The following is a 26343-nucleotide window of genomic DNA, read 5'->3' as shown; positions in this document are numbered from 1 at the left end:
TATCTGCGATAAAAAAAATTCCTCGATCGAGAATTAATCTTTAAGGATTTCTTTTACAGCCTCTACAAATGTGAATTTTTCATCCACTAAGAATGTTTTTAAACCCAATTTCATTCCAAATTGAACATCACGATCAAAATCTCCAATCATGTATGATGCAGTTGGATTGATAGGATGTTCTATGAAAACTTTTTCTCCCATCCCTATGGCAGGCTTACGACATCCACAATTATCATCAGGATGGTGCGGACAATAATATATGCCATCAAGATGCCCTCCCTCGGCCTCTATGAGCTGACAAAGTCTCTCGTGGACCTTTGCCAAATCCTCATGAGTTACCAAGCCCCTTCCTATGCCTGACTGATTTGTCACAACAATGACTTTGTATCCAGCATCGTTAAGCTGTTTAATGCCCTTAGCTGAACCCGGTAAAAGTTGAATCTTATCTGGATCGGCGCAATATGGAACATCCATGACGATGGTGCCGTCTCGATCCACTAACACCGTCTTTTCGCCATACATCTCACGTTCAACAATGCCGCACATGGTATGACAAGCGACAAGATATCCTTCCTGGACCCTGGGAGTTTCCTTTGTTGGGATGATTACGGCCAAATCTGCCATCTCTCTCATCTTACCTTGGTCTCCTGTAAAAGAAATCGTCTTGGCACCCTTTTTCTTAGCTGCTTCCATTGCCAGTATCACATTCTTAGAATTACCTGAAGTGGATAACCCAACAACGATGTCGCCTTTCCTACATATGGCCTCTATCTGACGCTTAAAAACAAGATCGTATGAATAATCGTTACCTATTGCTGTCACGGGCGCGATATTTGAAAGACATACCCCTGCCATTGCCGGTCTGTCAAAAGCATATTTACCAGAGAATTCGGCCGCGATATGCTGAGCATCAGCAGATGATCCACCATTGCCCATGAATATTATCTGACCTCCCTGTCTTACCGAATCTAGTACCATATCAGCTGCTTTTCTGATATGGACGGGATCTATGTTAGCAATTACTTCTGAACTTCTTTTTAATTCGGCTAAAATAAGATCATTCATTTCTACTTCTCCAACTATTTACCCCATTCGGCTCGAACATGAAGTCTGTTACCATCGCGCCTTTGGACTTCAATGCCTCCACGACTTGCACCTTTAAATCATATTCGCAAAGAAGGTACATGAATCCACCTCCACCAGTGCCTGTAAGTTTTCCTCCGATGGCACCGTTCATTTTTGCGACCCTTATCATTTTATCAACATCGTGATTGGTAACATTCCTAGAAAGCTTTTTCTTACACTCCCAGGATTTATCGATCAACTCGCCAGTTTTATCAAAATCACCTACTTTGACTGCATTTGCCAGTTGTACTGCGAGTTGCTTCGAATGGGCAAGAGCTTCAACATTGATGCCGTTGACATAATCGTTCACCTGAGCCTTTATTATCTCTTCGGACTGCTTAGGTCTACCTACATAACAAAGAACCGACCTGCATTGCAATTCGTTAAGGATATCGGGGTCCATTCCCAACGGCTCCACGTCGACGTGATGATTCTCAAATTCGAGCATATTAAATCCTCCGAATACTGATTCGAACTGATCTTGCTCTCCTCCAGCTACCCCTATTACTTCCTTCTCAAGATCGTACACTAATTTGGCCATATCATTTTTTGTAATATCTGATTCTATCCAATTGGAGACGGCAGCAATGACCGCCGTCAGTGCTGCAGAAGAACCTCCAAGCCCAGATCCTGCAGGCACATCTGTATGTAATATTATCTGAAAACCATTCCTGATATCAAAATGGTTGGCAACAGCTTTTATCAGATCATTTTTTCCATCAAGTTCCAAATGACCATTCAAAGGTGCCTTATATCTGCCATAACAAGTAGAATGAACAGACATTGTATGGTCATTGCGAGACATCAGTGTACAATAAACGAACTTATCGATTGTAGCACCTACAACACATCCCTTATTTTCAATTGTATAATGTTCCAGGTCAGTACCGTCCCCTGCGAATCCAATTCTGAGGGGCGCCCTCGCCCTTATATACTCGACCATTAAGCCACCTTGGTTTCTGTGACGACCTCATTCTCCTTGATGATTACCCCGTCCCCGAGAACGCAATTTGAAAGTGTTGCACCTGCTTTTACAATGCACCCTTCTCCAAGAATACTGTTGTCTATCTTGGCACTATCCACTTTACAATTATCCATCATCATAGAATTTGTCACCTTGCTATTCTTAATGGTGCATCCTGCCAAAATCACAGATGCTGTGATATTAGTATCTGTCATCTGAGAACCTTTGCCAAGATAGAATGGTTTTCTAATATCACACCTTTGAATATTCTTGCCCCCCCATAGATATTCACCATATTTGAGAGAGGCCATCGCCAAATTTGCACCCAATAAATCTGAGGGACGACCTACGTCCCTCCATATGCCATTGATGACATAACCTTGTATCCTGTCTCCTCTTGCCATGAGTTTCGGCAAAAGGTCCTTTGAAAAATCATAAAATTGATTTTTAGGGATGTCCGCGACGACCTTTTTGTTGATCACATACACCCCAGCATTAACAAGATTGGAAAAAACTTCTTCAGGTTTAGGCTTTTCCTTGAATTCAATTATACGTTCTGTTTCATCTAATCTAGCTATACCAAATTCAGATGGGTTTTTGACTGATGTTAATGCCATTGTAACAGCAGAATTTGTAAAAATGTGTCTATCTATCTCACCTTTTATGGAAATATCGGCAAAAACATCTCCATTGGCAGCGACAAAGATGTCGTCTAACCTATCCTCTATTAGTTTTATCGCGCCACCCGTACCGCGGGGCTCATCTTCATAAGAATACTCTATCTTTATTCCTAGATCAGAACCTGTACCGATGGCCTTGACCAACTGTTCAGATCTGTATCCACAAGCAAGAACGATATCATCTATTCCTGCCTCCACCAATGATTCTATGAGGTACCTCAAACAAGGTTTATCTAATACGGGCAATATTGGTTTTGGCCTGGTCTCGGTCAAAGGCCTCAGTCTTGTTCCTTGACCGCCTACCATTATGACCGCCTGTTTTACTTCAGACGCCATCTTATCTTCACCTGGATAGGATTTGTTATTAAAAGAAATTCACCGACAGTTATGTCTGAATACGGACAACGTTGTCCCCCACAGACACGCCTAGCGATCTAGCCACAGGAATACATTTAGCTTTCATAAGATAAGCGATGGGTATGCATAGGTCCTCATCGGACAAAGACTCATAATTTGCCATTCCTTTTGAAATGATTATTCCTGCATCGGAGATCTCTTTTTTCAGATCTTCGCCTATTTTACTCATGTCCACACCAATTGAAAATGCATTAGATGTCAACAATCTATCAAGCTCTTTATCCAACCCTATACGTTCAGCATCTGATAGGGTCACATCGTTAAGTATCGCTTTCCCTCTTACGACACCAACAACCCGCTTACCCATTCTTCTTAGTTCTCTGATCAATATTTTATCAAACTGATCCTCACCACAATTATCGAAAAAATAAATGACCGTTGAGCTAGAATCCACAAACGCCCTTAGCCGTTGGGTCTCATCTGATGCGATTCCTTGCTCCAATAAAGAATCGAATTCGCCCTCGAATTCGTCGGGATCGTCGATTGCAATGCCCGAACCAAAATCCATTACATTACCTATTATCGATACTCTTACCGCTGCAGCGAACCTGTCATCAGACGAATCCACAAAATTCTCTAATCTTTCCATATACTTACTGGCGATATCATCTGCACGCACTTTTAATTCGAAATATGGATCTTCCACTCCCATGGCATCATAAGCACTTCTATGAACTGCTGTTGCCAATTTTGCCGAATTTTCTGCAGTATCTATCTTTTCTGCATACACCTTCAATGCCGCACGAACAGCATCAAAATCCTTATCATTATCCAATAGGCGCGCTTGGAATAGCACCCGTTTTAACAAACATGGAACACAATCAGAATAAGGCCGCATACTTCTCAATGATCAAACAAACATTAATTAGTTCTCATAGATGTTTGACCAACCATCCTTTGCCTTTATATACAATAAAAAGTATCGCTCAAATATGGCAGCAGACAAGATATGCTCTTCGTGCGGTAAGAGGCTTATCGGCCAAGGCAACACCTACTTCAAGTGCCCCAGATGTGGAGATACTGAGATTGGAAGGTGCGACCAGTGCCGCGACCAGGGCGTTCCATACGAGTGCAAAAAATGCGGGTTCATCGGACCTTAAGGGTGTTGACATGGGACAAATAGTAGCAGAATACGACCTCATGCCAGCGAGCACAGAAATCGATTTAAAGAAAGTAATTGCGGCACTTCCAGACAAAATGCCCAAAGGCGTCAGGATTATCGAACATAAAATCGTACCTGTAGCGTTCGGCCTAATGAAAGTTAAAGTGGGTCTTGTAATTGACGATTCAGATGAATCGATAGGCAGCAAAGTTGAAGATGCTCTTCGTTCAATCGAAGGTATTGATAACGTTGAATGCGTTTCTAATACAGTTCTCTGAACTAACCGCGGGGGATGGCCCCCATAAACTTTATTTGATAACTGATAGCTTTTAATTTTGAGTGATCACATGGCAAACATTTGGCACGATATGGATCCTAGAAGGATATCCGCCGACGACTTTATGACGGTAGTGGAAATATCGAAAGGAAGCAAGAACAAATATGAACTTGACAAGGAAACAGGTCTTCTCAAATTAGATCGCATCTTGTACACTTCGACACATTACCCGGCAAACTATGGCTTCATTCCCAGAACATATGCGGATGATAAAGATCCACTTGATGCATTGGTACTGTGTTCGGAATCGATCCAGCCTATGACGTTAGTACATTGCTACCCCATAGGCGCGATAAAAATGATAGATAATGGAGCCAATGACGAAAAGATCATTTCGATTCCTTTCGACGACCCCACCTACAATGGCTACAAAGATATATCTGAACTCCCACAGCACATATTCGATGAGATGGCACATTTCTTTACTGTTTACAAAGCATTAGAGAAAAAACAAACTGCTGTTGATGAGATAATTGGTGCAGAAGAAGCTAAGAAAATTGTTCATGGCGCCATAGAATCCTATAAAAAGGGTTTCTTGGGCTACTGAATTCCATGATAGATAAACCCTTATTGGACAGGAATTTGAAAAAAGAAATATTCCTGTCCACATATTTTCTCAAAGAAGAACTTGTCAATTTTTGCAAAAAAGAAAATCTCCAAACCACTGGCAACAAACCGGAACTGGTAGAAAGAGTTGCAATTTATTTAGATACTGGGGAAAGATCAACAATAAAACATCATTCCAAAAAAAACAAGATAGGAGATTATTCCCTCGACATGATAATTGGACCGAACCCTGTATGTTCACAAAAATGTCGCGAATTCTTTATTGAACAGATCAAAGGATTCTCATTTAACGTTCCGTTCTTAAATTGGTTAAGATCCAACCCAGAAAAAACATATGGAGACTCAATAACGGCCTATCATATTATCAAAATTGATATAAAGAATAGAAAAACCGATATTGGAAAACAATTTGAATACAACACATATGTGAGAGAATTTTTTAAAGATAACAAAAAAATGACCCTGCAAAATGCCGTTGATTGCTGGAATTACAAAAAGAAACAAAACGGATCCCATGCATATGCAAGATCCGACCTTTCAGCAATAAAAAACAAATTTTAACATAATTTGGTCAAATGAGAACTGAGAATTACACTCTTTTGTTTTTCTCATAACATCCTTTTGATATTGTCGTCAAAACAAATTAGATGGGGGATTTCTCCCCCAAAAAATCATTCTTTATATGGTTTTATGAATCCGTCTTCCATCATCTTCTTCGTAAGTCCTCTAGATCTGCTGATCATATAATCGGCCTTTTCATACAATTCATTACGGGATAATTTCAAACGCGCAACACCCTGTTGTTGAGCCTTCATTGCCACTGCCACAGCCTCTCTTGGGAATACTTCATACTCTGACATATTAGGGATGATGTATTCTTCTGACAGACCCTTTTCCTCAGCACATTTTGCAAGTTCTGTTGCCGCTGCCAAACACATTTCATCGGTAATGGTCTTTGCCCTTACGTCCAACACACCACGGAAGATGGCCGGGAATCCCATTGAATTGTTGACCTGATTCGGGAAATCGGAACGCCCTGTAGCGAAGACCTTTACACCATGCTCTTTAGCTTCCCATGGCCATATCTCAGGTACTGGGTTCGCTGTTGCGAATATTATACCGTCATGCGCCATTCCATCACAATACTCCGGCTTGATGGTTCCTGGCCCTGGTTTAGATGCTGCTATCACAATATCTGCACCTTTCATGGCTTCTTTCATACCGCCGGTCTTTCCTGCACCGTTGGTCTTCTTGCAGATCTCCCACTTCTGTTTAAAGGAACCTTCTACATCGTTCCTGTCATTGTTCAGAATTCCTGTGGAATCACACATGCATAGATGACTTGGTTTGAACCCTGTTGCAAGCAAAAGCCTTGCAATAGCTATGGATGCCGCTCCAGCACCAATCACCGTAATGTTCGCATCCTCTATCTTCTTTCCAACGAGTTTGAGTGCGTTTATAGCTCCAGCGACCTCAACCGTGGCCGTACCTTGCTGATCATCATGCCAAACGGGGATCTTACAATCTCTTCTAAGCTCGTCCAAGATGTCAAAACACTTTGGGTTGGAGATATCCTCTAGATTTATTCCACCAAAAGAAGGTGCGATAAGCCTAACGGTCTCTATGATCTTGTCAGGGTCCTTTGTATCGAGACAGATGGGGACACAATCCACACCACCCAAATATTTGAAAAGCATGGCTTTCCCTTCCATGACTGGCATGGCCGCCTCTGGTCCTATGTCTCCTAATCCCAAAACACGAGTACCATCAGATACCACTGCGACGGTGTTCCACTTACACGTGTGTTCATATACCATGTCTGGATTTTTTGCTATATCCTTACAAGGTTCAGCTACACCAGGAGAGTACCAAATGGCAAAATCATCAAATGACCTTATGCAAGCTTTCGGAACGGTCTCGATTTTACCGCCGTAATATTTGTGCATAACCATTGCGTCCTTTCCGGGCTTTTTGGCCAGCTCAAGGCGCTCTTCAACCGTTAATTCCTTACTCTTAACCATGATCGATTCTCCAAATTTCTACGAAATTCGTAGTTTATTTGCGATTTGCAATCAGCCACATAACGGTATTCATATTTATACTTGATTTATATTCGAGTTCCATGAGTAATGACATCAAAGTGGCCATAATCGACGGATATATCGATGATCCCGCTGCATTAGGTGTACCGCCGTACATATCCCCTATGATAAGAGCGGTCGCTGGAGCAGCAATCGACGCGGGTGCAGATGTCGAATACATCTCGATAGATATGATCCGCAGAGGAAAAAAGATGCCTGATGTTGATGTCAGTGTTCTGCTTTCTGGCAATACGGTACCTGGAAAATACCTGCGTTCAATGCCGATGTCCCTGAAAGAAATGGATGAATTGGTCCCTAAATTAAAAGGATGGAAACTTGTCGGAGGCTCGGCAGCCAATACGAAGGTCGCTGAAAAATTTGATTTTCAAGTGAAAAAGGACCTCGCTGCATCCCTATACGATGGAATGATCGGAAAAGAAGTTGGAGAAAGATTGAGAACACTAGAAGAATGGAACAGATGGATGCTTCTTGGCGCGAAAATAGTCAAACAACATCAGGATTATCCTCATCCCCTAATGGTCGAAATAGAATCCTATAGGGGATGTCATAGATACAAAAGTGGCGGATGTTCCTTCTGCATCGAACCCCTGAAGGGAAAGCCTTTAATGAGATCTCCAGAAGACATACTGAGCGAAGCTCAATGCCTTAAGGACCTTGGTGTGAGGAACATAAGGATCGGCGGACAGACCTGTATAATATCCTACGGTTCTTTGGATACCTCCGAGATACCCAAACCAAACCCTGAAGCCATATCCAAACTATTCAACGGATTGAAAGCTATCGGTTTTCAGACAATACATGTAGATAATGCCAATCCAGCAGTAATAGCATCTCACCGAGAAGAATCTGAACTGATACTCAAAACAATAGCTGATTGTTGTACTTCAGGAAACATACTGGCATTAGGAATGGAATCCGCAGACCCTATCGTCATATCAGAGAATAATCTTAACAGCGGTCCTGACCAAATAATGACCGCGGTAAGAATGATCAACAAGATCGGCGGAGAGAAAGGTGACACGGGATTGCCAAAACTATTGCCTGGGATAAATGTAATCTGCGGATTGGATGGTGAAACTACCAAAACATACAAGGCCGATATGGAACTCCTGGAAAAAATAAGAGATGAGGGCCTGATAATCAGAAGGATAAACATACGTCAGGTACTTCCGATAAGGAGAGAATTCAAAGTTAAAATAGATCAAAGGAAATTTAAAAAATTCAAAGAGGATGTAAGAGAGAACATAGATCATGTAATGCTAGAACGCATGGTCCCGCGCGGCACGATCCTCAAAGATGTATGGATGGAATTGCATGATGGCAATGTTACATTCGGACGCCAGATCGGTTCATATCCTATCCTCGTGGGAGTCCCGTATAAATTGGAACTTGAAACCAATTATGATATCCTAATAACGGACTGGGGATTCAGATCTGTGACGGGCATCTCGTATCCGTTCAACATCAACACCATGCCTATGTCTGCAATCGAAGCACTTCCCGGTATAGGAAAGAAAAGAGCGGCCAATATTGTGGTAAAGAGACCATTTAATGACATGGATGAATTAGATAAAATATTCGAGGACCGCAACGTTATCGGCGGACTTAAAAATCTTATCGTCTTCAAATGACATCAAATTCAATTAGCATTAATGTATTCTGCATGTATGGACACTATCAGGGCGGCAAGATATCCGTTCCTTAGCTCGTCTGCGGAATTCGCTGAACAGCACAATGCCGATATCGAATCACTTCTGACCTCACCCTCATATTCTGATGCAAGAAAAAGAGGCCTACAAAGGGTCATCGACGCCATAGACAGCCACAAGGTGTCCGAGATACCTTTGACGAATGACTATGCCTGCCTAATGGAAGTTCTGAGCTATCCTTATGCAAGGATGCTCGTATCTCTTGTCAATGATAGATTTCTAACAAAGAGATATGCTCTTGCCGAGGCATCAAGAATGTATGAGCTTCTAAAAGGAGACCCCGAATCTTCACTTTTGATCTCTCAAGAACTAGAAGTAAGATCGTTTCCTGATGGAGATACCAAGGTTTCCATACCATTTCCAGATTACTTGAGATATTCATGCGTACTGAAAGCAGTTGAATGGAAACTCATAAACATGGATGTGAAGAACGGAAATGTCTCTATGGAACGTGAAAAATTCGGTCGTCTCCTACAGACCGCTCTCCAAGAGAGAATTGAGTCAGAATTACCTCTCAACATACCTGATAATCTTAGAAAACCTCTGCAAAAGGACGTAGATCACGTAAGCATGAAACTTACCGAGACCAAGAATAGGTTAAGTCCGACCGGGGGACAAGGAATGACTCCAGAATATCTACCACCGTGTATTAGAACAATACTTGCCAATGCACAAAATGGCATGAATCTTCCACATAGCGCAAGATTCGCCCTAGTGTCTTTCCTTCATGCCCTCGGTGTAAATTATGATGGTATAATCTCACTCTTCTCGCAATCACCTGACTTTGATGAATCGAAGTCGAGTTATCAAATTAAACACATAACTGGAGAACTATCTGGGACAGAAGGATATACTCCGCCCGAATGTTCCACTATGAAAACCAATGGACTATGCTTTGATCCGGATGAAATCTGCACCCGCTATTCTGTTAATCATCCGCTTACATATTACAGGATCAAATCTGGAAATTTCAAAAGACCTGAAAAGGAAGAATGATCATTCCCCGTCGGCCTTATTGAGATTCTTCCAAGTGATCATTGCTCTCTGGATCGCGGTAGCGTTTCCAACTATCGCAAAGTAGATCATCATCACTTCCATCCAAGATACGGATATGTCCCCTATGACGATGTAAGGATATCCCACCAGGATCATTATCAATTGTATTATTGGGAAAAGCGTGCTCAGCACAACACGATCTGCACGCCCGAGAAGACCTGAATACAAACGCGGTGCGCCGATGGCCTGTGCCTGAGTGCCCATATAGGAAGTAAGCAATACACCAACAAGTGCCAGAATACCTAAATACGGATTGCACCAAGCACTTACCGCAACACCACCTATCATAAAGATATCTGCATAACGGTCGAAGACGTGATCTAAATAATCCCCTTTCTTGGATGCCTTGTCTGACAGCTTGGCAACCTTTCCATCAAGAGCATCGAAATAGCCAGATACTATCACCAGCAACGCTCCCAACAGCAAAAACCAATGATATTGATAACTGTAGTACAGTAAAAGACCAGATAAGAATGCCAGAATGAGCCCGATCCATGAGATCGTGTTCGGATTCACATTGATGAGCTTTTTCGCAACAGGCGTTATTGCAAAATCAACAGTACTTCTCTTCGAGTCTAAAACCATTCGTCCATCTCCTCGGACCAGTTTACATTTCCGGGCATATGGTCATCGTCCAAGCCATTAATAATATCAACGATTGTGTTAACGACCTCAGAAACGCATCCACAAGTACAATCCAGCTCATGAACTGGTATATCCGAGTCAGTCGCTTCGCAGAGTATCACATCCAATATTTCTGCCTGAACATTTTCTCTGACCTTGTCCTCCCCGTATCCTCTTGCCTTCAACCTGTCAGCAAGTACTTTAGGAGAGCATCTTAGTACTATTATCTCATGGCAATCAAGACAATGGGAGAGATGGCTATCCATGAAGATGCACTCTTCTGTATCAAGATACTCTTTCAATGATTCATTCAACCTATCCATGTCGACCTCATATGTGTCTCTGGCAATGTCCTTATTGCCAAAAAGAGAATGCTCACGCAGATATTGATTGATGTCAATTACCTTGTATCCTCTGGACCTCAGCTCATTGGACACTGATGTCTTTCCTGTACCTGGTGTTCCTGTTAACGCTATCAAAGGCATTTTTCACACTCAAATATATTTTTCCGCACGTTCAATTACCTGGTCCCATGTTGGAGTGTTGGTAAGCGCCCCTACCTTTTCAACAACGAACGAAGACACAGAAGAAGCGATGACCAAAGAATCCACCGCACTGTATCCGTGATAAAGCCCTGCATAAAATCCGGCCCTGTATGCGTCACCGGCACCGGTGGCATCAACGAACTTATTTGCTTTTATGACTGGGACCTCATACAACTTCCCGTCGATCTTTGCGATACTGCCCTTTTCTCCGAGGGTACGAACAATTATCGGCAGGTTTATGGAAAGAATGTCCCCGATGTCAAGATAATTCTCAATTACCTTTGCTTCAAAATCGTTGCAGAATAAAGAATCGCAGTGATCGAGTGCTCTTGTTATCTTGTCTCCATCCCACATTTTGTAAACTTCCTGTGCAGGATCCAATGCGATACTGATGCCTTTACCCTCGAGCTGTTTCATTATTGAGATGTAGTATTCTGGCTCACCTGTGCAGAAATGAACATACTTTGATCTTGAGGCCGTGCTTGTAAGCATCTTCCCCAACTTACTTGCGCTTCCCATAGGCCCCTGATAGAAGACCACCTTCTGTTCCAATTGCTCGTTGTTAATTATTATAGCCTGAGAGGTCTCATATTCACTTACCTTCACAAAATCTTCCATTATAAGTCCGGACCCTCTCATAAATCCTTCATAATTGGGAGGAAAATCTTCTCCCACAAACGTACAGATCGCTGTAGGAACACCAAGCTTTGCTGCTGTAACAGCAATATTGGTTCCAGTACCGCCAAGGACTGTCTTCTTCTCAATGACATCCACGGTCTCATTGAGACCTGGGAATTTTTTTACAGATATTATCTGGTCTACTGTGATGTGCCCGTACACAGAAAGGAAGGGCACGTTTCCCTCTGACATGACACTTCATATGTCGACAGCAATATTAGAAATTACTCAATCGGATCTATTGCTTACGACGCTTTCGTATAATGTGACGAGGTCCTTACCGACCACATCCGTAGAATATCTTACAGCTGTTTCACGGATACCTGCCTGCAACTCAGCTTTGTTATTCAGACACTCGGTCATCGCTTTTGCACATTCTTCTGCAGAATCATCGAACAGATACCCGTTATAACCCTCTTTGATGACATCTAGAAAAGCTCTGCCGGACGCACATGCTGCTGGTATGCCACATGCCATCGCCTCTACGATCGTCAATCCCTGTGTCTCGAACCTTGATGCGGAAACCACTATGTCCGAGGCCGCATAATGCAATGGGAGCTCCTTATCAGACACAAAACCAGTAAATATCACACGATTGGACAGCTTTAATTCCTCAACATGCTTCTTTATATCGTTCAATGCAGGTCCTTTACCGACCACCATAAGCTTTACATCCTCTGGCATGAACCTCATTGCATCTATTACCTGAGGAATATTCTTCTCATAAGATACCCTTCCAACGTGTATAACGACACGGCTGTTCTCAAGACCGTATCTGCATCTTATCTCAGAACCGTCCAGACCTTCTGTGAAATGTCTGATGTCTATACCAATGGGTATTATCTCGGTCCTCTTTGTCCTGATACCGTTATCCTCGAATTCCTTAACCGTGGAAGGCGTTAATGCAATGATGCAGCTGGGTCTTTTCAATACATTACGAATGTATATCCATGCAAGCCTACTCTGCATCGGAAGCGGTAATGGCAAAGGAGAATAAAATTCCAATGCATCCACTACATTGGTGACATATGTCATGACCGTGGGAACATGTGTCGTGTGTGACACGATGAGGGCCTTTAAAGCCATGAATGTCACCCCATAAATGTGGATTATATCTACATTCAAAGATTCTATTATCTCTCTCTTGTTCGAGGGAAAGATTGGAAGGTAGTACTCTGGGTATTTCTTAAACTTGGTCGCACGGAAATATATCACGCCATCTTCACGATATTCTTCTCCTGGATCGGGAGCTATTACGAAGACTGTGTGTCCAAGGTCCTCTAGGGTCTTTCTGAGGGTAGTGACCGCCGTTACGACCCCGTCCCTTGTAGGCAGATAACTATCCGTCATGACCGCTATTCGCATATCAAGTTCCTTCCTGCCAACAACAAACGTATTTTTCCTGCTCCTCTGACATCTCATCGATTTGTACGCCCATGGATCTCAATTTGATCCTGGCAATCGCATAGTCCATTTCAACGGGAACATCATAGACCTTATTTTCCATTTTTGAATAATTATTCACCACATATTCTATTCCGAGTGCTTGTGTGGCAAAACTTGTATCCATTATCTCAGCAGGGTGCCCCTGCCCAGCAGCAAGGTTCATAAGACGCCCTTCTCCGATGAGATATAGCTTGCGTCCATCTTTCATCTCATACTCCTGTATGAAATCACGGACCTGCAGATCACTTTTTGAAGCGGCTTTTAGATCGGACTTGTTGATCTCGTTGTCGAAATGACCTACATTCCCCATAACGCAACCATCCTTCATGACCGCAAAATGCTCTGATCTTAGAATGTCCTTACATCCGGTGACCGTCATGATTATGTCTGCTTCCTTTACAGCATCCATCATCCTCATTACACGGAACCCGTCCATCTTGGCTTCGATTGCTTTTATTGCATCGATCTCACATACTATGACGTCCGCTCCCATGCCTTTGGCCCTCATCGCGACACCTTTTCCGCACCAGCCGTAACCAGCTACCACCAAGGCCTTTCCCGCAACGATCAGATTCGTGGCATTCATCCATCCGTCAAATGCGGATTGCCCCGTCCCGTATCTGTTATCAAAGAGGTACTTCATCTTTGCATCATTGACAGAAAGTACAGGAAATTCAAGCCTACCGTCTTTGGCCATGGCTCTAAGACGGACCACGCCTGTGGTGGTCTCCTCATTGCCACCCTTGATATTGGAAAGAACATCTCTGCGACTGGTGTGTGCCATCGTTATGAGATCGGCTCCGTCATCGATTACAAAATCAGGCTTGATGTCCAGAACATGATTCAAATTGCTGTAGTACTCCTTTTGCGTCTCCCCTTTCTTTGCATAAACTTCTAGATTGTACTCTTCCCTGAGTGCCAAAGAAACCGAATCGTCGGTGGAAAGAGGATTGCAACTTGCAAGACATATCTTGGCTCCTGCATTCGCAAGTGTAATGGCAAGTATCCCTGTTTTCGCTTCTGTATGAAGAGCCATTCCAATTTTCAAACCTGCCAAAGGCTGTTCTTTCTCAAATCTCCTGTTGATCTCTTTCATCACAGGCATGTGCTCACTGGCCCAATGAAGCCTGAGGCTTCCCTTTCTCAATAAATCATCCAAAAAATCACCCTTAATTAAATTCTGACATCAATGAATCGCATATGCATTCAACTGTTCTTTTACGATTTTCCAAATTAGAGAACTTATAGATCACTTCGGCGATCTCTTCATCCTTGCCTCTGAGTTCATTCACGAATCCGATTATATTCTCAAGCGCACGTGTCATCTCATCCGATATAGACACTGTTGCTTTCTTGGACGTCCTTGATAACGGATTCAGATCGATAGAAATAACTACCTTCCCCATTGCTACGAGCGCTTCTGCACGGTCCCCGTCCTCGATGGGAACTACAATGACATCGCACTCAAAAATCCCTTCCTTAGTACAAAGTGCACGATCGGATGTGAGTCCTGGAATTCTCGAATTCGGATTACGACCGTATACATTCTTTGCACCTTGAGACTCCAAATAACCTATCAGGGCCTCCATCCTTTCTTCTGAACGATGAAAGATATTGACCTCCAATTTAGCAGGTACCGCGTCTACCAAAGCAATGATATTCTTTGGATCTAGAACCGTAGCGTTACCATTAGCGCAAACAACTGGATTCTTTGCCCTCAATAAATAAGCAGCCGCGACCTTTTCAGCTTCTATCGCAGGTCCTATTGAGTGCTCGCCCATCAAATAATCGAATGCTTCCCCTCTACCGTGAGATATTAATCCGGTCTTATTCACCAAACCTTTATCCACCATATCTGCCAATTGTTCTCTTACCATGAGAGACTTGTATCTTGGATGATCTATAGGAGTGCTCACGGTCTCACATAAGGCTACAATTGATATAGATTTATGTTCTGAACCGTGACAATGCCTGAGATACGCGTTGTATTGGTAGGTCCGAAATTCGAGGGAAACATTGGTGCTATCGCAAGATCGATGTCTAATTTTGATATCACCGAACTTTATCTTGTGAATCCATCCTGCGAAATTGGTGATGATGCTCGCCGTAGAGCAAAACACGGAAATGACCTTCTAGATAATGCAACAATTGTAACTTCTATTGATGACGCTGTAAAAGATTGCTTCCTTACCGTGGGAACAAGCGGCATAATAACAAAAGGCGATAAGAATTATACTCGTGTACCAGTGCCTGCGAGGGAATTTGCCCAGCAATGTCGTGGTTATAAAGAAAAAATAGCATTGATCTTTGGACGTGAGGATATTGGATTATTACAGGAAGAACTCAATAAATGTGACCTTTTGATAACTGTACCTACGAGCAATGAATATCCAATTCTAAACCTTTCTCATGCTGCGACACTTGTGATGTATGAGATGTTTCAAGCACAGTCTATTGACCGAAAAGCAGAGCCGGCAGATCATAATGAAAAGGAGCTCATGTTCGACTTCTTCGTGGACCTCATGGAGGCCATCGACTATCCAGAGAATAGAAGGGAAATGACTGCGATCATGTTTAGAAGAATGATGGGACGTTCGATTCCAACAAAATACGAGTACAATACTATTATGGGTGTCTTCGGCGATGCCGCCAAGATCATAAAGTACGGTAAGCAATGGGAATGAACATCATCATACCGTGTCCCTTACCTTTATTCTGTGAAACCACCTCAGGAAAAATTCCGGTCTTGTTACACACCGCATTTGATATCAGATCGATATCCTGTGGCCAAAACTCTGAATCCGTATCGATTATTATCTTGCCATGCGAAGGATCGGTAGAAGTGTAACCATTACTTATTGCGGTCATCGCTGCCTTTTCTGGATCTGCAGAATCAGCATAGGCCACAGTATACGCCTTCTCCGAAAACAAACTAAAAAAAGGACCATCGAGGAGACTTGAGATCCTGCAAATAGCATCACACATGAGCACATTGATCTTGTTCAATATCGCAGGTATGTTTGTATCCCCGCCAACTGCAACTATGGTACGGTCCATATCGAATATTATGGTACGGTCTGCACCACCTATCACATCCTGAAGTTGATCTAATGCAGCCTTACGTCTACCGGCCTCTACAGAAAAAGGTATACCAACAATCGCTATAGATGTTAACTTAAGTGTTTTTGCACATTCCAGGACCACTGACATCGAACCCGATCCCACTCCGCCCCCCAATACTGCAACCGTTATTATCGCCGAATTACCGACCATTGTATCCAAGATCATCTTTTTATGATCCATTGTCAAGGTCCAAGCAAGTATCGGATCCCCTCTGCAATCCGTCATATCGCCCAGATCCATTGGTATGGTCACATCATTACCACGTTTGGCAACATTTATCGTAACAGGTATTATTTCGCAGCTGGACCTAAGATCCGATACGATATTACATCCTCCACCGCCACATCCTATGACGGCAACACCTGTCATAATATCACCTCTGTCCGTCCATCCTGTTACGAACGTAATTACCAACTGCCGCTCTCACAGCTGCATCCATGTCCGTAGGTGTACCGGATTCCATTAATGATTCAGGATCTATTATCTTCTTATTCGGAAGTTCTTCCAGGACCTTACTTATCTCCTCTGCTGTGAACTTCTTGCTGATAAAATCCTTTATGGCACCCATAATAACATCGGAAAGACTAGAAAACTCCCCGGATTGTACTAACGTATCCAAAACCGCTATGGTATCTGGCGTTAACCTTACTACGACCCTTTCTGTTGATGTCATTGAGACCAAGCGTAGATTGTGTTCAAAATAAAAAGGTATTGTGTAAGAGGTTTGTGTTGTCTGAACCAACTCCCTGTTCATCCGAACAGTGCGCTGAGACCTGCTGCTGCTTCTTCCTCGCTGACTGCTTCTTCCTCAGGCTCTTCTGCTGCTGCGGGTGCGGCTGCATGTGCTGCTGCGGGTGCGGCGGCTGCTGCGGGTGCGGCGGCGACAGAGGCATTTGCGATGGCCTCTTTTATGTTTACGCCGTCGAGTGAAGCGATCAATGCTTTGACCTTTGCTGCATCGACACTAACACCAGCTGCAGCAAGAACTGCTGTAACTGAATGCTCTGTGATCTCTTTGCCTGCAGAGTAAAGCACCATTGCGCTGTAAATGTACTCCATTTATGTCATCTCCTTTATTTTATCTGAACACCAGACGCGGATGCTAATGCTAACATCTGTGCGTCCGCCTTTGCAATAAGGATCTCTATGTTCTCTTTGGTCGGTATCGCGGCCGTTATCGAGAGAGCCATTGTCTCCCTGAACGCCTTTGCAACGAGCAATGTGATCGTCTCCTTTGTGGGGAACGCGATCTCGACTGCCAGCGCGCGAGCGTTATACACGGCCGTAGCGAACATTGTCTTGTAGTAATCATCGGGAATGTTCAATACATCTTTGTCATAGACTACCCCATCCTCGTAGGCGACCCTGAGGTCCATTCCAACGATCATGGGAAGAATATCTAACTTTGGAAGCATTGCTGCAACATTCGCAGGGACCGGTTGTCCGGCCTTCACGAGTGTGGTATCCTTTTTGATTGCTATCTTTCCTGCATCGATTGCTGCAGGAAGGCCTAACTTCTGAAGTTCACCGATAATGGGTCCGGGTCCGAACGGGGTGGGTCCTTTGAAAACTGTGATGTCGTGTGGTGCGATATCTCCAGGTTTCGCCGGCGCTGGCGTCATCGTGGCCTTAAGCTTTTTGAAAAGCTTGAACGGATCGATATCCGTTGCAACGATGGCGCACTGTCCATGGACCGCTGCTTTCAGTCCTTCAATTCCGGGCTTCTGCTTTGCAGCCTCATCGATTGCCAAGATCATAAGATTGTTCTTGGTCATCTTGAGTTTAGCATGAGCACGAAGTCCAGCCCTCATAGACTGAATCTGCTGTCCTGGAATACCGTGTAAATCGACAATTGCGACAACAGGGTTCTCCAACATATCCTGAACCAGTTCATTGACGATGTCCTTCTTCCAAGCTGCGACGTGTGCCATATTAGACCTCCTTACATGATCCTCTCTGACGGTCCCATAGAGGTCTTTACGTACGCAGACTGAATATTAGCGTCACCTTTCTCCAAACGGAGTGCGACACGCTTCAAAATCATGTCGATATTATCGGCAATCTTCTCTGCATCCATATCAACTGTTCCAACGGGCACGTGGAAAGTTTTCCTGTCTTTCGTTCTGACGGTAACAGACTTGCGGAGACCATCAACCATTGCAGCGGGATCTGTTCCCGGCGGTATGGGCTTTGGCATCTTTCCGCGAGGACCTAAAACCGTACCGAGTCTTTTACCGACCTGGGCCATCAAAGGGGCCTCGGCGATGAAATAATCAGTCTGATTCGCGATCTTCTTTGCCTGTTTCTTGTCATCTGCGAACGCTCCCAATTCCTCGGGAGTGATCACACGATCGGCAACGTCTTTGGCTTTCAAGGCTAATTCGCCACCACCAATCACGCAGACCCTGATCTGTTTTCCGCGACCGTTAGGAAGTATGATATCTTCCTGGATACGGTTCTTTGGAATGGACAAATCAACATCTACGAGATTGATAGCCAACTCAACCGTCTCTGTAAAATTGCGCTTCTTTGCACTCTGAAGTGCCTTCTGCACGGCTATTACGGTTGGTTTTTCTGCCAATACAATTCCTCCTCGTAGTGCAAACGAGTCCAATGTGAACTCTCCTACAAGCAATACTCATAAAATAGGTGTAGTATATAAAGTTTAAGTATGGTTAATTATCGGCCCACACCTTACCCCGGTACAAACCTATATAACAAAAACAAACATCAATTAATGAATGAGAAGAAAAATTATCTATGAATCGACATTTTTAATCACCATCTTCTCACTCTTAATAGGCATTGTTTTTCTTAAAGAAAACCTGTTGGCTCCAGCCATTATTTCGCTCTTTATAATGATTTATGTACTAGTATCCTCTAAAAATCGCCAAGGCATTAAAACTTGGCTGTGCTGGTTGATGTGTGCAGGACTATTGATAGATGCGTCTGGAATATTCTTGGGACATATGCATTATACTGATTTAGATTGGATAGATTTCATACTGTCCGCACCTTCCTTTGTGATAGCTGGAATGGGGATCATAATCATATTGATAGGTTACAACGGTGTGAATTTGGACCGGCTGCTATTTTCCGTGTTTACCATTTTCTCTACGCTTTGTGTAAATATTGTATATGCAGTATTCTTCCTACTCAGAATCGACACCTCGAACCAAACATCAGAAAAATTAATGACCATGAACTATTACTTGAATGCCCAATCTTTTACTATTTTGATGATGTGTTTATTAATAGTATTAATAGCAAATTACATAATGATAAACAAAAAAATCAAACTTATTACCGCCGAAACAGTAATGGAGAATGACCTATGAGTCACTATACTCCCATAGAAAGAAAAATTGATATTTTTTGTCTTATCCTGTTTCCGTTTATATTTGTAACGCTGGCCATACTTGCCCGCTATGAATATTCTCCTGCGTACTTCTCCGGATCATATGTTATGATGACAGAGATTGTTTCTGCGATCATTGTAACAATATTGCCTCTTTTACGTGTTATGAGAAAGTTCCATTCCCCTTATTGGTTTATGATAATGATAACAACTGTACCGATGCTTCACTCGGCTTCCTTATTCTTCGGTTTCTATCAATCTTTTGAATACTGGGACATCATAGCGCATTCATATTCTTCATTGGTGGTCGGTCTAATCATATTTGTAGCGCTACTGATCATTTCCAATTACACTACTCGCATTTCCCTTGGTTCTACCAAGACCATACTGATACTCACCTTCTTGATGGCCTGGGGTTTTGGTAATGTTTGGGAAATACAAGAATGGGTCATTGACAATATTTTTGGAAATGCTTTCATGTCTTATTCTGTCCTAGACACCTTAAAGGACCTTATTGTAAGTGACTTTATTGGTGCGGTGGTCTTAGAGATCATTGCCTGGATAATACTAAGGTATCATACTATAAACGACATTGTTGACTCTATGGATCTTGACGATTTCATGAAGGCTGCAGGGAAAAAATGGGACAAATTGACTACACCTGGATATAATGGAAAATATCTACGCCGGGATAGAACTAATGAAATCATAAAGGGAAAAAAATAAAAATGGGATTTGCGAAGACCCCATGTGTTTCAGTGAATGAGGGGGTAACCCCCTCGCTGAATGTTTATTTAGACAGTTTTGCGTCGTATACGCCGGCCTTGACATCTTTTTGGAAGACTTTAGGGTCCTTTCCATCGATGGTAACTCCGACAGAGACACAGTTTCCAGCGACCTCGCAAACACGAGCCCCTAGGGTAGCCCCCAAAAGGTTATCTTGCTTCATGTTAGCGATCTTGATCGCCTGCTCCAATGTCATGTTTGCGACTTTTGTTGTCTTTGCATTGCTGGACCCACTCTGGAGTCCGAGCTCAGACTTTACAAGAGCCGACATGGGAGGCGTTCCTACCTTTATCTCAAATGTCTTGTCGCCATTAATCAGGATCTTTACAGGAACTTTCATTCCTTCGAAGGCTTTCGTCTTCTCATTTATTTTTGCAATAACCTGACCGATGTTCACTCCTTTAGGTCCGAGTGCCGGACCGAGGGGTGGACCTGCGGAGGCCCTGCCTCCATCTACCAATGCCTCAACAGTATCTACCATTGTTCATTTCTCCTTTTCAATTACTCTTACACTGTCACCCTTGACGGTAACCGGGATCGGAACCATAGCTTCGACGAGTTCAACTGTGATCTCCTCTTTGCTCTGATCGATCTGCTGTACTCTCGCGATCTCTCCCTTGAACGGTCCGCTGACCAATTCAACAAGGTCTCCTTCAACAATTCCAACGACGGCGGAAACAGGCACCAAGTAGTGACTGATCTCTTCGAGACTTGTCTCTCCGTCGACGAAGGAACGTGCTTTCTTGATGTCCCTTGTCTTCTCACGAAGACGGTCGGTATTCATTCCCTCTACGAAAATGTATCCTCTCAAACCGGCAGGAGCAAAGATAGCGTATATGTCTTTCTCTCCAATATTCGCTTTGGACACGAGACTGTCTGCTACACTTTTCTCCTGATCGATTTGGGTCTTAAGTACCATGATTGATTGTTTAGCCACGGCCTTAAAGACAAGGGACGAAGAACCACATCTGATCGCAACTTCGACCCTGTCCCCGTACCTTGCACCTTTGGGACATATGACCTCGAGTTTTAACATCTTGGCCTTGTTCCCTGGAAGACCTATGTCGGCCTCCCTCTTACTACGATAATTACTCCACAATTCCTCGTTTGTGGAATCATAGAGTGTAACATTCCACTCGGGAGCACTATCTGAATCAGGCCCTGTTATGATATCGAAATCAAGGAGTGCCTCTGATGAATCCGTGCTTAGTTGGAATTTCCAAAAAACCGTTCCCCCGGCACGAACATCTTTCTGACCGTCCTCCCCGGTCATAATCGGGGATCTCATTACATTGTCTGACATGTTTCATCGCGCCCCATTTAGAAGTAATCTGGAAGGTATGTCATAATCCAGAAGATCGCAAACCCTGCCGCCCCAAGAATCAACATACCGATCGCTGCTATGTAGCACGTCTTCTTGTACTCTTCCTTGGTGGGGGTGCGGGCCATCTTTAGGATTCTTCCGTACTTTCCCTTGCCAAGGCCGCTTACTTTGGACTCAATGGTACCCTGGAACTCTTCTGCCTTGTTGCTTGCGTTCATCTTTCTCCTTCCTTTAGTATCCAGCAATGATATGCGGAATACTTTTTCACTCTTTCGTTACCACTGGACGGCAACAACTGAATACTGTCCCTAAAATGGATTGTTATTATAAAGGTTACGGTCCAAATTATATGTTACTTGAAATTTTTTCATTCAAAACACCCTTTATCGGCCCTATGTTACGCCTTAGGACATACAACGCTAACAAGAAACACAATATCAGCAAAATATTCCTAATGAAAAGAATAATTATCCCAATATCTGAAAAATCCTCGCCTTTGTCTCTCAACCCATAATTAACCGCGAAGTTGAGCTGCGTAAATGCTTCTGATGCCAGAAAACAAAGGAAAAGTTTTGATTTCATAGTATTCTCATTAGAAAATACCATAACTATGAGAAGGGCAAATGGGATTAACCATATTGGATATTGTCCAGATATTACCTTACCAAAAAGGAAAAAGGACAATATTATCATAAATCCAAAAACAGAAACGAGCTGTAATTTAATATCTATCTTTTGACGTTTTGCTCTTACTGCATAACTAGCAAATACAAAATACAAAATAATTACCACTATTACAAATATCCAGGTCATGTATGGCCCTATAGCATCTGCCCAGGGACCATATAGATTGTCTGAACCAAAATCAAAACCAACATATGACTGAGTTAACCCCAGCATAGATGCTATCATGATTATTGACGAAGCTACACTCTCCACTTCTAAAGGACGATCAGTGTGATATTGTAAAAACATCATATATTCTACCCCTGTCAATATGAAAGGGATCATTATCAACAATGTAGTGATCGATACCGCGGCCCCACCTATTGCGACATCTTTCCATTTACGATCTGCACCAAGAAGTATTATGAAAAGCGGAATTAATAGTGCGGGATAAAGTTTAGTCGCAGCAGCTATCGTCAAAATGACAAATGCCAACCATTTTTTGTCTGTGAAGAAGAACAAATACACAGAAAAAAGAGTCATTACAGCTGTGAATATATCGAATCTATCTGTAAGAAACTCGAACATCACCAGCATGAGAATAGAATACACAAGCATCGGCAAATAGGGGCCTTGCCTTAGTTTGATCGCGATTTTTCCGGTAACTAACAACCCCAAAACGAAGAAGATAATAACTTCAATAACAAACCCGATTTCATAACCGGTTGCCGTAGATGCAAATATTCTAGGTATGAACATGAAAACATAAGAAAATGGCGGATATTCCCATGAAAGGCCCGTTCCGGGAGTATAAGGCATAACCCCGTTCATCATTGCATCTGCATAGACGAAATAACAATCTTTGACATCAGAAGGGACTCCTGTTGCCCAAACTATGATGATGAATACTGCCGAGGCTATCGCAAAAATAATGCCATAATATACGGAATATCTACGAATATCATCGTCCAGCAAACTCATCGCGCTCTGTAGGTCATATATGGATATTAATTGTTGTGCAAAAACACCCATAGACATTATTATATACATGATACCAATTCGGAACTCATAATTTGCACGGGGTGTTGATTATGGAAGAAATTTTGTGCAACGTTGAATTGGTCAAGGAGAACAATGACATTGTCGCAAGGATTCAGAGCGATCTTGGTGGCGTGAGAGAATACAAATCCCCTAACTTCGAAGAGGTACTAGAACAATTAATCAGCGATCTCCAGGAAGAATTCGAATCAATCTAAAGTGATTATTATGGTAGACAAGATCAAACCAGTTGTTGATGCATTGGATATGCTTGCGGAGGACACCTCCGTTCCCAGGAATATAAGAAAAGGGGCGACCGATGCTAAAGCTAAGCTCTCGGGAAAGGACCCCATTGATGTCCGTGCCACGGGGGCCATTACGATCCTCGACGATCTGGCAAATGATCCCAACATACCGATGCACGGCAGAACGCTCATCTATAACATAATGAGCCAACTCGAAATTATTAGCCAGTCTAGATGAATGATTTTTAATAACGAGTGGTGCAATCATGCACCCTCGTTATTTCAATAATTGTGGTCCTCTATTATATTCAAAAAATTCTGGAATATCTGCGGACCGTTCTCAGTATTCTCAACTTCTGGATGGAATTGTACTCCATAAATAGGCCGAGAGAGACAGCGCATTCCTTCCACAGGACATGATGAGGATGTGGCGGTTACTTCAAATCCTTCAGGAATTGTTTTTACTTCATCGTTATGCGACGCCCAAACGTTGAATTCGTCTGGAAGTCCTTTGAAAAGATCGTAATGTGAAACCACTTTCAGACTTACATGACCGAACTCCGGTATCTTACTTGGGCCCAGTGTTCCACCAAAATGTTCAGACAAGAATTGCATCCCAGCACATATGCCCATAATCGGATATTTGGCCCTATCGAGATAAACGCCGTTATTACCCATAAGATCCGCATCAGTAGCTACACTGGGGGATCCTCCAGAAAGAACAAGACCGTCAATGTCTTTTAAATCATCAAATGGCGTTGTATTCGGAACGATCTTGGTCTCCACTTTCAGGTATTTTAAGACCCGCCACTCACGATGAGTCCACTGACCCCCATTATCAACGATGTATACCTTCATTGTATGAAGATAAATATCGAAAATATAAAGATGATGTGAATGATCAGAGATCTAAACCCACCAAATCTCCATTCAAAGATCGGCATTTACCATTAGTCTACGATATTAATAACGACGAGAAATAAATTAAAATCTGCCGGGATAACCCGGCTTATGTATTCATTCCCATTCAATGGTCGACGGGGGCTTATTGGTGATGTCGTAAACAACACGATTGACCTGGCTCTTCATTTCATTGGTGATACGTGTAGCCATCACATCTAAAATGTCCAGTGGGATCCTAGCATATGTCGCAGTCATTCCATCGATTGACGTAACAGCACGAATAGCTATCGTCTTCCCATATGCTCTTCTGTCACCCTGCACTCCAACAGACCTCGTAGGTAACAATACTGCAAAATATTGCCAAGGTAAAGACATCTTGCCTGCCTCTGCCGCTTTCCTTATCTCGTCCTCAACAATGAAACATGCCTCACGAACGATCTCGACATTTTCCTGTGTAACCTCACCTAGGCATCTAACGGCCAACGCAGGTCCTGGGAACGGTTGTCTCTCGGATGCTTTTACACCTAGGAATCTTGCAACATCCCTTACCTCATCCTTATAAAGGTCCCTCAAAGGCTCCACTAGTTTCATACCCATGTCTTTGGGAAGCCCCCCGACATTATGATGCGATTTTATTGTATCCCTTACACCATCACCCGATTCTATCCAATCTGGTGCAATTGTACCTTGAACTAAGAATTCAGCACCGAATGACTTGGCTTCAACCTCGAACACCCTTATGAATTTCTCACCGATTATCTTTCTCTTTTGCTCAGGATCTGTAATGCCTTTTAACGCAGAAAGAAATTGCTCCCCTGCATCTGCGACCGTATAATTCATGCCCATATCTTCCATCATAGCACGAACCTCATCGGTTTCGCCTTTCCTCATGAGGCCATTATCCACATACACCGCGAGAAGCCTGTCACCGATCGCTTTACTGGTGAGCGCTGCCGCAACCATGCTGTCCACTCCGCCGGAGCATGCTATTATTGCTTTCCCCTTGACTTTGGACCTTATGTCCTCGACAGCTTCATTAACAAAATCCTCAACACCGAACATCTGAAATCACCTTGTCAGAATCTGCCAAAACCTTATCTGCTTGTTCTTTTCTGTAACTCAACAGAGCTTTTTTGAGATCGGCGTCCGATATGCTTAAGATCTCGATAGCGAGAATTGCGGCATTATCGCCACGATCCAACCCAACGGCAGCAACGGGGATACCTGGCGGCATTTGTACAATGGACAATATCGAATCGAGATTCAACGTTCCACTTACTGGAACACCAATGACTGGCTTAACTGTATGAGATGCAACTACACCCGGAAGCGCCGCTGATAGTCCTGCAATCGTGATGAAGACACTAGCGTCACTGCACGTGACCAGTTCTTCCACCCTCTTGGGTGTTCTGTGTGCAGAGGCAACAGCTATCTCGTAACTCACATCGAACATCTTCAAAACAGCAAGTGCTTTTTCCGCGACCGGGAAATCACTCTTGCTACCCATTATGATTGAAACCTTTGGCATCAGAAACGGCGACAGTATTG

34 protein-coding genes are annotated in these 26343 nt (G+C 43.1%); 11 read left to right on the top strand and 23 right to left on the bottom strand.

The features are described from left to right. Nucleotides 1-33: 33 nt before the first annotated feature. The 4 genes from KRP56_00630 to KRP56_00615 are packed head-to-tail and all read right to left on the bottom strand — an operon-like array spanning nt 34 to nt 4024. Complete coding sequence (locus KRP56_00630; GenBank protein ID UAL07807.1) at nt 34-1065, bottom strand: HAD-IIIA family hydrolase; 1032 nt, start codon at nt 1063-1065, stop codon at nt 34-36. After that, the gene (locus KRP56_00625; GenBank protein ID UAL07806.1) at nt 1058-2068 is read right to left on the bottom strand and encodes a kinase; all 1011 of its coding nucleotides are present in this window, start codon (nt 2066-2068) and stop codon (nt 1058-1060) included. The genes KRP56_00630 and KRP56_00625 overlap by 8 nt, the downstream gene beginning before the upstream one ends. After that, nucleotides 2068-3105, bottom strand: a complete 1038-nt coding sequence (locus tag KRP56_00620; protein UAL07805.1) for an NDP-sugar synthase — start codon at nt 3103-3105, stop codon at nt 2068-2070. Before KRP56_00620 ends, KRP56_00625 begins: the two co-directional genes overlap by 1 nt. Before the next feature lie 49 nt (nt 3106-3154). After that, complete coding sequence (locus KRP56_00615) at nt 3155-4024, bottom strand: ARMT1-like domain-containing protein (GenBank protein ID UAL07804.1); 870 nt, start codon at nt 4022-4024, stop codon at nt 3155-3157. Nucleotides 4025-4118: 94 nt separating this feature from the next. On the opposite strand from KRP56_00615, the gene KRP56_00610 reads away from it, so the two are divergent. The 4 genes from KRP56_00610 to KRP56_00595 all read left to right on the top strand — a co-directional run bounded on the left by KRP56_00610 (nt 4119) and on the right by KRP56_00595 (nt 5753). After that, nucleotides 4119-4286 (top strand): zinc finger domain-containing protein, encoded by a 168-nt coding sequence (locus KRP56_00610; GenBank protein ID UAL07803.1) that lies wholly within the window; start codon nt 4119-4121, stop codon nt 4284-4286. A gap of 10 nt (nt 4287-4296) precedes the next feature. Next, entirely contained in the window at nt 4297-4566 is a 270-nt protein-coding gene (locus KRP56_00605; protein ID UAL08403.1) for a translation elongation factor EF-1beta, read from the top strand. Between the two features lie 69 nt (nt 4567-4635). After that, nucleotides 4636-5172: an inorganic diphosphatase gene (locus tag KRP56_00600; GenBank protein UAL07802.1), complete on the top strand. Its 537-nt coding sequence runs from the start codon at nt 4636-4638 to the stop codon at nt 5170-5172. A gap of 5 nt (nt 5173-5177) precedes the next feature. Beyond that, entirely contained in the window at nt 5178-5753 is a 576-nt protein-coding gene (locus KRP56_00595) for an SAP domain-containing protein (GenBank protein UAL07801.1), read from the top strand. Between the two features lie 110 nt (nt 5754-5863). Here KRP56_00595 and KRP56_00590 read toward each other — a convergent pair whose 3' ends face one another. Then, nucleotides 5864-7213, bottom strand: a complete 1350-nt coding sequence (locus tag KRP56_00590) for an NADP-dependent malic enzyme (GenBank protein ID UAL07800.1) — start codon at nt 7211-7213, stop codon at nt 5864-5866. Nucleotides 7214-7314: 101 nt separating this feature from the next. On the opposite strand from KRP56_00590, the gene KRP56_00585 reads away from it, so the two are divergent. Continuing rightward, nucleotides 7315-8925: a radical SAM protein gene (locus KRP56_00585; GenBank protein UAL07799.1), complete on the top strand. Its 1611-nt coding sequence runs from the start codon at nt 7315-7317 to the stop codon at nt 8923-8925. A gap of 36 nt (nt 8926-8961) precedes the next feature. After that, a complete protein-coding gene (locus KRP56_00580; protein ID UAL07798.1) occupies nt 8962-9999 on the top strand; it encodes a DNA primase large subunit PriL in 1038 nt (345 codons plus the stop codon). On the opposite strand, the gene KRP56_00575 is transcribed toward KRP56_00580, so the two are convergent. From KRP56_00575 to KRP56_00550, 6 genes are read right to left on the bottom strand one after another with little or no spacing between them, the layout of a single operon-like run. Beyond that, a complete protein-coding gene (locus KRP56_00575; GenBank protein ID UAL07797.1) occupies nt 10000-10644 on the bottom strand; it encodes a CDP-alcohol phosphatidyltransferase family protein in 645 nt (214 codons plus the stop codon). It lies immediately after the preceding gene. Further along, nucleotides 10635-11162, bottom strand: a complete 528-nt coding sequence (locus KRP56_00570) for an adenylate kinase family protein (protein ID UAL08402.1) — start codon at nt 11160-11162, stop codon at nt 10635-10637. The genes KRP56_00575 and KRP56_00570 overlap by 10 nt, the downstream gene beginning before the upstream one ends. 15 nt (nt 11163-11177) lie before the next feature. Further along, complete coding sequence (locus tag KRP56_00565; protein UAL07796.1) at nt 11178-12098, bottom strand: carbohydrate kinase; 921 nt, start codon at nt 12096-12098, stop codon at nt 11178-11180. A 36-nt stretch (nt 12099-12134) separates the two neighbouring features. Beyond that, the gene (locus KRP56_00560) at nt 12135-13328 is read right to left on the bottom strand and encodes a glycosyltransferase (GenBank protein ID UAL07795.1); all 1194 of its coding nucleotides are present in this window, start codon (nt 13326-13328) and stop codon (nt 12135-12137) included. Further along, nucleotides 13273-14511 carry an adenosylhomocysteinase gene (locus tag KRP56_00555; GenBank protein UAL07794.1) on the bottom strand — a complete coding sequence of 413 codons (1239 nt, stop codon included), beginning with the start codon at nt 14509-14511 and terminating at the stop codon, nt 13273-13275. The genes KRP56_00560 and KRP56_00555 overlap by 56 nt, the downstream gene beginning before the upstream one ends. Nucleotides 14512-14521: 10 nt before the next feature. Next, nucleotides 14522-15268 carry a phosphopantothenate/pantothenate synthetase gene (locus KRP56_00550; protein ID UAL07793.1) on the bottom strand — a complete coding sequence of 249 codons (747 nt, stop codon included), beginning with the start codon at nt 15266-15268 and terminating at the stop codon, nt 14522-14524. Nucleotides 15269-15319: 51 nt separating this feature from the next. Here KRP56_00550 and KRP56_00545 point away from each other — a divergent pair, with 51 nt between their 5' ends. After that, entirely contained in the window at nt 15320-16036 is a 717-nt protein-coding gene (locus tag KRP56_00545; GenBank protein UAL07792.1) for an RNA methyltransferase, read from the top strand. Here KRP56_00545 and KRP56_00540 read toward each other — a convergent pair. The 5 genes from KRP56_00540 to KRP56_00520 form a co-directional block, all read right to left on the bottom strand. Continuing rightward, nucleotides 16008-16844 carry a hypothetical protein gene (locus KRP56_00540; GenBank protein UAL07791.1) on the bottom strand — a complete coding sequence of 279 codons (837 nt, stop codon included), beginning with the start codon at nt 16842-16844 and terminating at the stop codon, nt 16008-16010. The two genes, KRP56_00545 and KRP56_00540, sit on opposite strands and share 29 nt — an antisense overlap. A 4-nt stretch (nt 16845-16848) precedes the next feature. Beyond that, the gene (locus tag KRP56_00535; protein UAL07790.1) at nt 16849-17148 is read right to left on the bottom strand and encodes a hypothetical protein; all 300 of its coding nucleotides are present in this window, start codon (nt 17146-17148) and stop codon (nt 16849-16851) included. Between the two features lie 77 nt (nt 17149-17225). Next, the gene (rpl12p, locus tag KRP56_00530) at nt 17226-17534 is read right to left on the bottom strand and encodes a 50S ribosomal protein P1 (protein ID UAL07789.1); all 309 of its coding nucleotides are present in this window, start codon (nt 17532-17534) and stop codon (nt 17226-17228) included. A 14-nt stretch (nt 17535-17548) separates the two neighbouring features. Next, a complete protein-coding gene (locus KRP56_00525) occupies nt 17549-18406 on the bottom strand; it encodes a 50S ribosomal protein L10 (protein ID UAL07788.1) in 858 nt (285 codons plus the stop codon). An 11-nt stretch (nt 18407-18417) separates the two neighbouring features. Next, complete coding sequence (locus KRP56_00520) at nt 18418-19056, bottom strand: 50S ribosomal protein L1 (GenBank protein ID UAL07787.1); 639 nt, start codon at nt 19054-19056, stop codon at nt 18418-18420. Nucleotides 19057-19216: 160 nt separating this feature from the next. On the opposite strand from KRP56_00520, the gene KRP56_00515 reads away from it, so the two are divergent. Continuing rightward, nucleotides 19217-19813, top strand: coding sequence for a hypothetical protein (locus KRP56_00515; protein UAL07786.1), 597 nt, complete (start codon nt 19217-19219; stop codon nt 19811-19813). Nucleotides 19814-19941: 128 nt separating this feature from the next. Continuing rightward, nucleotides 19942-20559 (top strand): hypothetical protein, encoded by a 618-nt coding sequence (locus KRP56_00510; GenBank protein ID UAL07785.1) that lies wholly within the window; start codon nt 19942-19944, stop codon nt 20557-20559. 64 nt (nt 20560-20623) lie between these two features. Here the strand turns inward: KRP56_00510 and KRP56_00505 are convergent, their stop codons facing one another. The 4 genes from KRP56_00505 to KRP56_00490 form a co-directional block, all read right to left on the bottom strand. Then, on the bottom strand, nt 20624-21100 hold the full coding sequence (locus KRP56_00505) for a 50S ribosomal protein L11 (protein ID UAL07784.1): 477 nt from the start codon (nt 21098-21100) through the stop codon (nt 20624-20626). Nucleotides 21101-21103: 3 nt separating this feature from the next. Next, a complete protein-coding gene (locus tag KRP56_00500) occupies nt 21104-21922 on the bottom strand; it encodes a transcription elongation factor Spt5 (GenBank protein UAL07783.1) in 819 nt (272 codons plus the stop codon). Nucleotides 21923-21939: 17 nt separating this feature from the next. Continuing rightward, a complete protein-coding gene (locus tag KRP56_00495) occupies nt 21940-22161 on the bottom strand; it encodes a protein translocase SEC61 complex subunit gamma (protein UAL07782.1) in 222 nt (73 codons plus the stop codon). Between the two features lie 127 nt (nt 22162-22288). After that, nucleotides 22289-23590 (bottom strand): glycosyltransferase 87 family protein, encoded by a 1302-nt coding sequence (locus KRP56_00490; GenBank protein UAL07781.1) that lies wholly within the window; start codon nt 23588-23590, stop codon nt 22289-22291. Between the two features lie 110 nt (nt 23591-23700). On the opposite strand from KRP56_00490, the gene KRP56_00485 reads away from it, so the two are divergent. After that, the gene (locus KRP56_00485; protein ID UAL07780.1) at nt 23701-23865 is read left to right on the top strand and encodes a hypothetical protein; all 165 of its coding nucleotides are present in this window, start codon (nt 23701-23703) and stop codon (nt 23863-23865) included. A 10-nt stretch (nt 23866-23875) separates the two neighbouring features. Then, the gene (locus tag KRP56_00480; protein UAL07779.1) at nt 23876-24130 is read left to right on the top strand and encodes a UPF0147 family protein; all 255 of its coding nucleotides are present in this window, start codon (nt 23876-23878) and stop codon (nt 24128-24130) included. Between the two features lie 44 nt (nt 24131-24174). On the opposite strand, the gene KRP56_00475 is transcribed toward KRP56_00480, so the two are convergent. From KRP56_00475 to purE, 3 genes are all read right to left on the bottom strand, one after another. Then, complete coding sequence (locus tag KRP56_00475; protein ID UAL07778.1) at nt 24175-24750, bottom strand: GMP synthase subunit A; 576 nt, start codon at nt 24748-24750, stop codon at nt 24175-24177. Between the two features lie 159 nt (nt 24751-24909). Continuing rightward, nucleotides 24910-25857, bottom strand: coding sequence for a glutamine-hydrolyzing GMP synthase (gene guaA / locus KRP56_00470; protein ID UAL07777.1), 948 nt, complete (start codon nt 25855-25857; stop codon nt 24910-24912). Next, nucleotides 25844-26323 carry a 5-(carboxyamino)imidazole ribonucleotide mutase gene (purE, locus tag KRP56_00465; protein UAL07776.1) on the bottom strand — a complete coding sequence of 160 codons (480 nt, stop codon included), beginning with the start codon at nt 26321-26323 and terminating at the stop codon, nt 25844-25846. Before purE ends, guaA begins: the two co-directional genes overlap by 14 nt. Between the last annotated feature and the right edge of the window lie 20 nt (nt 26324-26343).

This window comes from Candidatus Methanogranum gryphiswaldense, from assembly GCA_019262145.1.
GTDB lineage: Archaea > Thermoplasmatota > Thermoplasmata > Methanomassiliicoccales > Methanomethylophilaceae > Methanogranum > Methanogranum gryphiswaldense.
The sequence above is the reverse complement of the archived record's forward strand: the minus strand, read 5'-3'. Positions and strand labels throughout refer to the sequence as shown.

Excerpts from the sequence above, each read along its gene's own strand:
- KRP56_00630 (UAL07807.1), bottom strand. The coding sequence starts at position 1,065 with ATGAATGATCTTATTTTAGCCGAATTAAAAAGAAGTTCAGAAGTAATT.
- KRP56_00625 (UAL07806.1), bottom strand. The coding sequence starts at position 2,068 with ATGGTCGAGTATATAAGGGCGAGGGCGCCCCTCAGAATTGGATTCGCA.
- KRP56_00620 (UAL07805.1), bottom strand. The coding sequence starts at position 3,105 with ATGGCGTCTGAAGTAAAACAGGCGGTCATAATGGTAGGCGGTCAAGGA.
- KRP56_00615 (UAL07804.1), bottom strand. The coding sequence starts at position 4,024 with ATGCGGCCTTATTCTGATTGTGTTCCATGTTTGTTAAAACGGGTGCTA.
- KRP56_00610 (UAL07803.1), top strand. The coding sequence starts at position 4,119 with ATGGCAGCAGACAAGATATGCTCTTCGTGCGGTAAGAGGCTTATCGGC.
- KRP56_00605 (UAL08403.1), top strand. The coding sequence starts at position 4,297 with ATGGGACAAATAGTAGCAGAATACGACCTCATGCCAGCGAGCACAGAA.
- KRP56_00600 (UAL07802.1), top strand. The coding sequence starts at position 4,636 with ATGGCAAACATTTGGCACGATATGGATCCTAGAAGGATATCCGCCGAC.
- KRP56_00595 (UAL07801.1), top strand. The coding sequence starts at position 5,178 with ATGATAGATAAACCCTTATTGGACAGGAATTTGAAAAAAGAAATATTC.
- KRP56_00590 (UAL07800.1), bottom strand. The coding sequence starts at position 7,213 with ATGGTTAAGAGTAAGGAATTAACGGTTGAAGAGCGCCTTGAGCTGGCC.
- KRP56_00585 (UAL07799.1), top strand. The coding sequence starts at position 7,315 with ATGAGTAATGACATCAAAGTGGCCATAATCGACGGATATATCGATGAT.
- KRP56_00580 (UAL07798.1), top strand. The coding sequence starts at position 8,962 with ATGGACACTATCAGGGCGGCAAGATATCCGTTCCTTAGCTCGTCTGCG.
- KRP56_00575 (UAL07797.1), bottom strand. The coding sequence starts at position 10,644 with ATGGTTTTAGACTCGAAGAGAAGTACTGTTGATTTTGCAATAACGCCT.
- KRP56_00565 (UAL07796.1), bottom strand. The coding sequence starts at position 12,098 with ATGTCAGAGGGAAACGTGCCCTTCCTTTCTGTGTACGGGCACATCACA.
- KRP56_00560 (UAL07795.1), bottom strand. The coding sequence starts at position 13,328 with ATGAGATGTCAGAGGAGCAGGAAAAATACGTTTGTTGTTGGCAGGAAG.
- KRP56_00545 (UAL07792.1), top strand. The coding sequence starts at position 15,320 with ATGCCTGAGATACGCGTTGTATTGGTAGGTCCGAAATTCGAGGGAAAC.
- KRP56_00540 (UAL07791.1), bottom strand. The coding sequence starts at position 16,844 with ATGACAGGTGTTGCCGTCATAGGATGTGGCGGTGGAGGATGTAATATC.
- KRP56_00535 (UAL07790.1), bottom strand. The coding sequence starts at position 17,148 with ATGACATCAACAGAAAGGGTCGTAGTAAGGTTAACGCCAGATACCATA.
- rpl12p (UAL07789.1), bottom strand. The coding sequence starts at position 17,534 with ATGGAGTACATTTACAGCGCAATGGTGCTTTACTCTGCAGGCAAAGAG.
- KRP56_00525 (UAL07788.1), bottom strand. The coding sequence starts at position 18,406 with ATGGCACACGTCGCAGCTTGGAAGAAGGACATCGTCAATGAACTGGTT.
- KRP56_00515 (UAL07786.1), top strand. The coding sequence starts at position 19,217 with ATGAGAAGAAAAATTATCTATGAATCGACATTTTTAATCACCATCTTC.
- KRP56_00510 (UAL07785.1), top strand. The coding sequence starts at position 19,942 with ATGATGACAGAGATTGTTTCTGCGATCATTGTAACAATATTGCCTCTT.
- KRP56_00505 (UAL07784.1), bottom strand. The coding sequence starts at position 21,100 with ATGGTAGATACTGTTGAGGCATTGGTAGATGGAGGCAGGGCCTCCGCA.
- KRP56_00500 (UAL07783.1), bottom strand. The coding sequence starts at position 21,922 with ATGTCAGACAATGTAATGAGATCCCCGATTATGACCGGGGAGGACGGT.
- KRP56_00495 (UAL07782.1), bottom strand. The coding sequence starts at position 22,161 with ATGAACGCAAGCAACAAGGCAGAAGAGTTCCAGGGTACCATTGAGTCC.
- KRP56_00490 (UAL07781.1), bottom strand. The coding sequence starts at position 23,590 with ATGAGTTTGCTGGACGATGATATTCGTAGATATTCCGTATATTATGGC.
- KRP56_00485 (UAL07780.1), top strand. The coding sequence starts at position 23,701 with ATGGAAGAAATTTTGTGCAACGTTGAATTGGTCAAGGAGAACAATGAC.
- KRP56_00480 (UAL07779.1), top strand. The coding sequence starts at position 23,876 with ATGGTAGACAAGATCAAACCAGTTGTTGATGCATTGGATATGCTTGCG.
- KRP56_00475 (UAL07778.1), bottom strand. The coding sequence starts at position 24,750 with ATGAAGGTATACATCGTTGATAATGGGGGTCAGTGGACTCATCGTGAG.
- guaA (UAL07777.1), bottom strand. The coding sequence starts at position 25,857 with ATGTTCGGTGTTGAGGATTTTGTTAATGAAGCTGTCGAGGACATAAGG.
- purE (UAL07776.1), bottom strand. The coding sequence starts at position 26,323 with ATGCCAAAGGTTTCAATCATAATGGGTAGCAAGAGTGATTTCCCGGTC.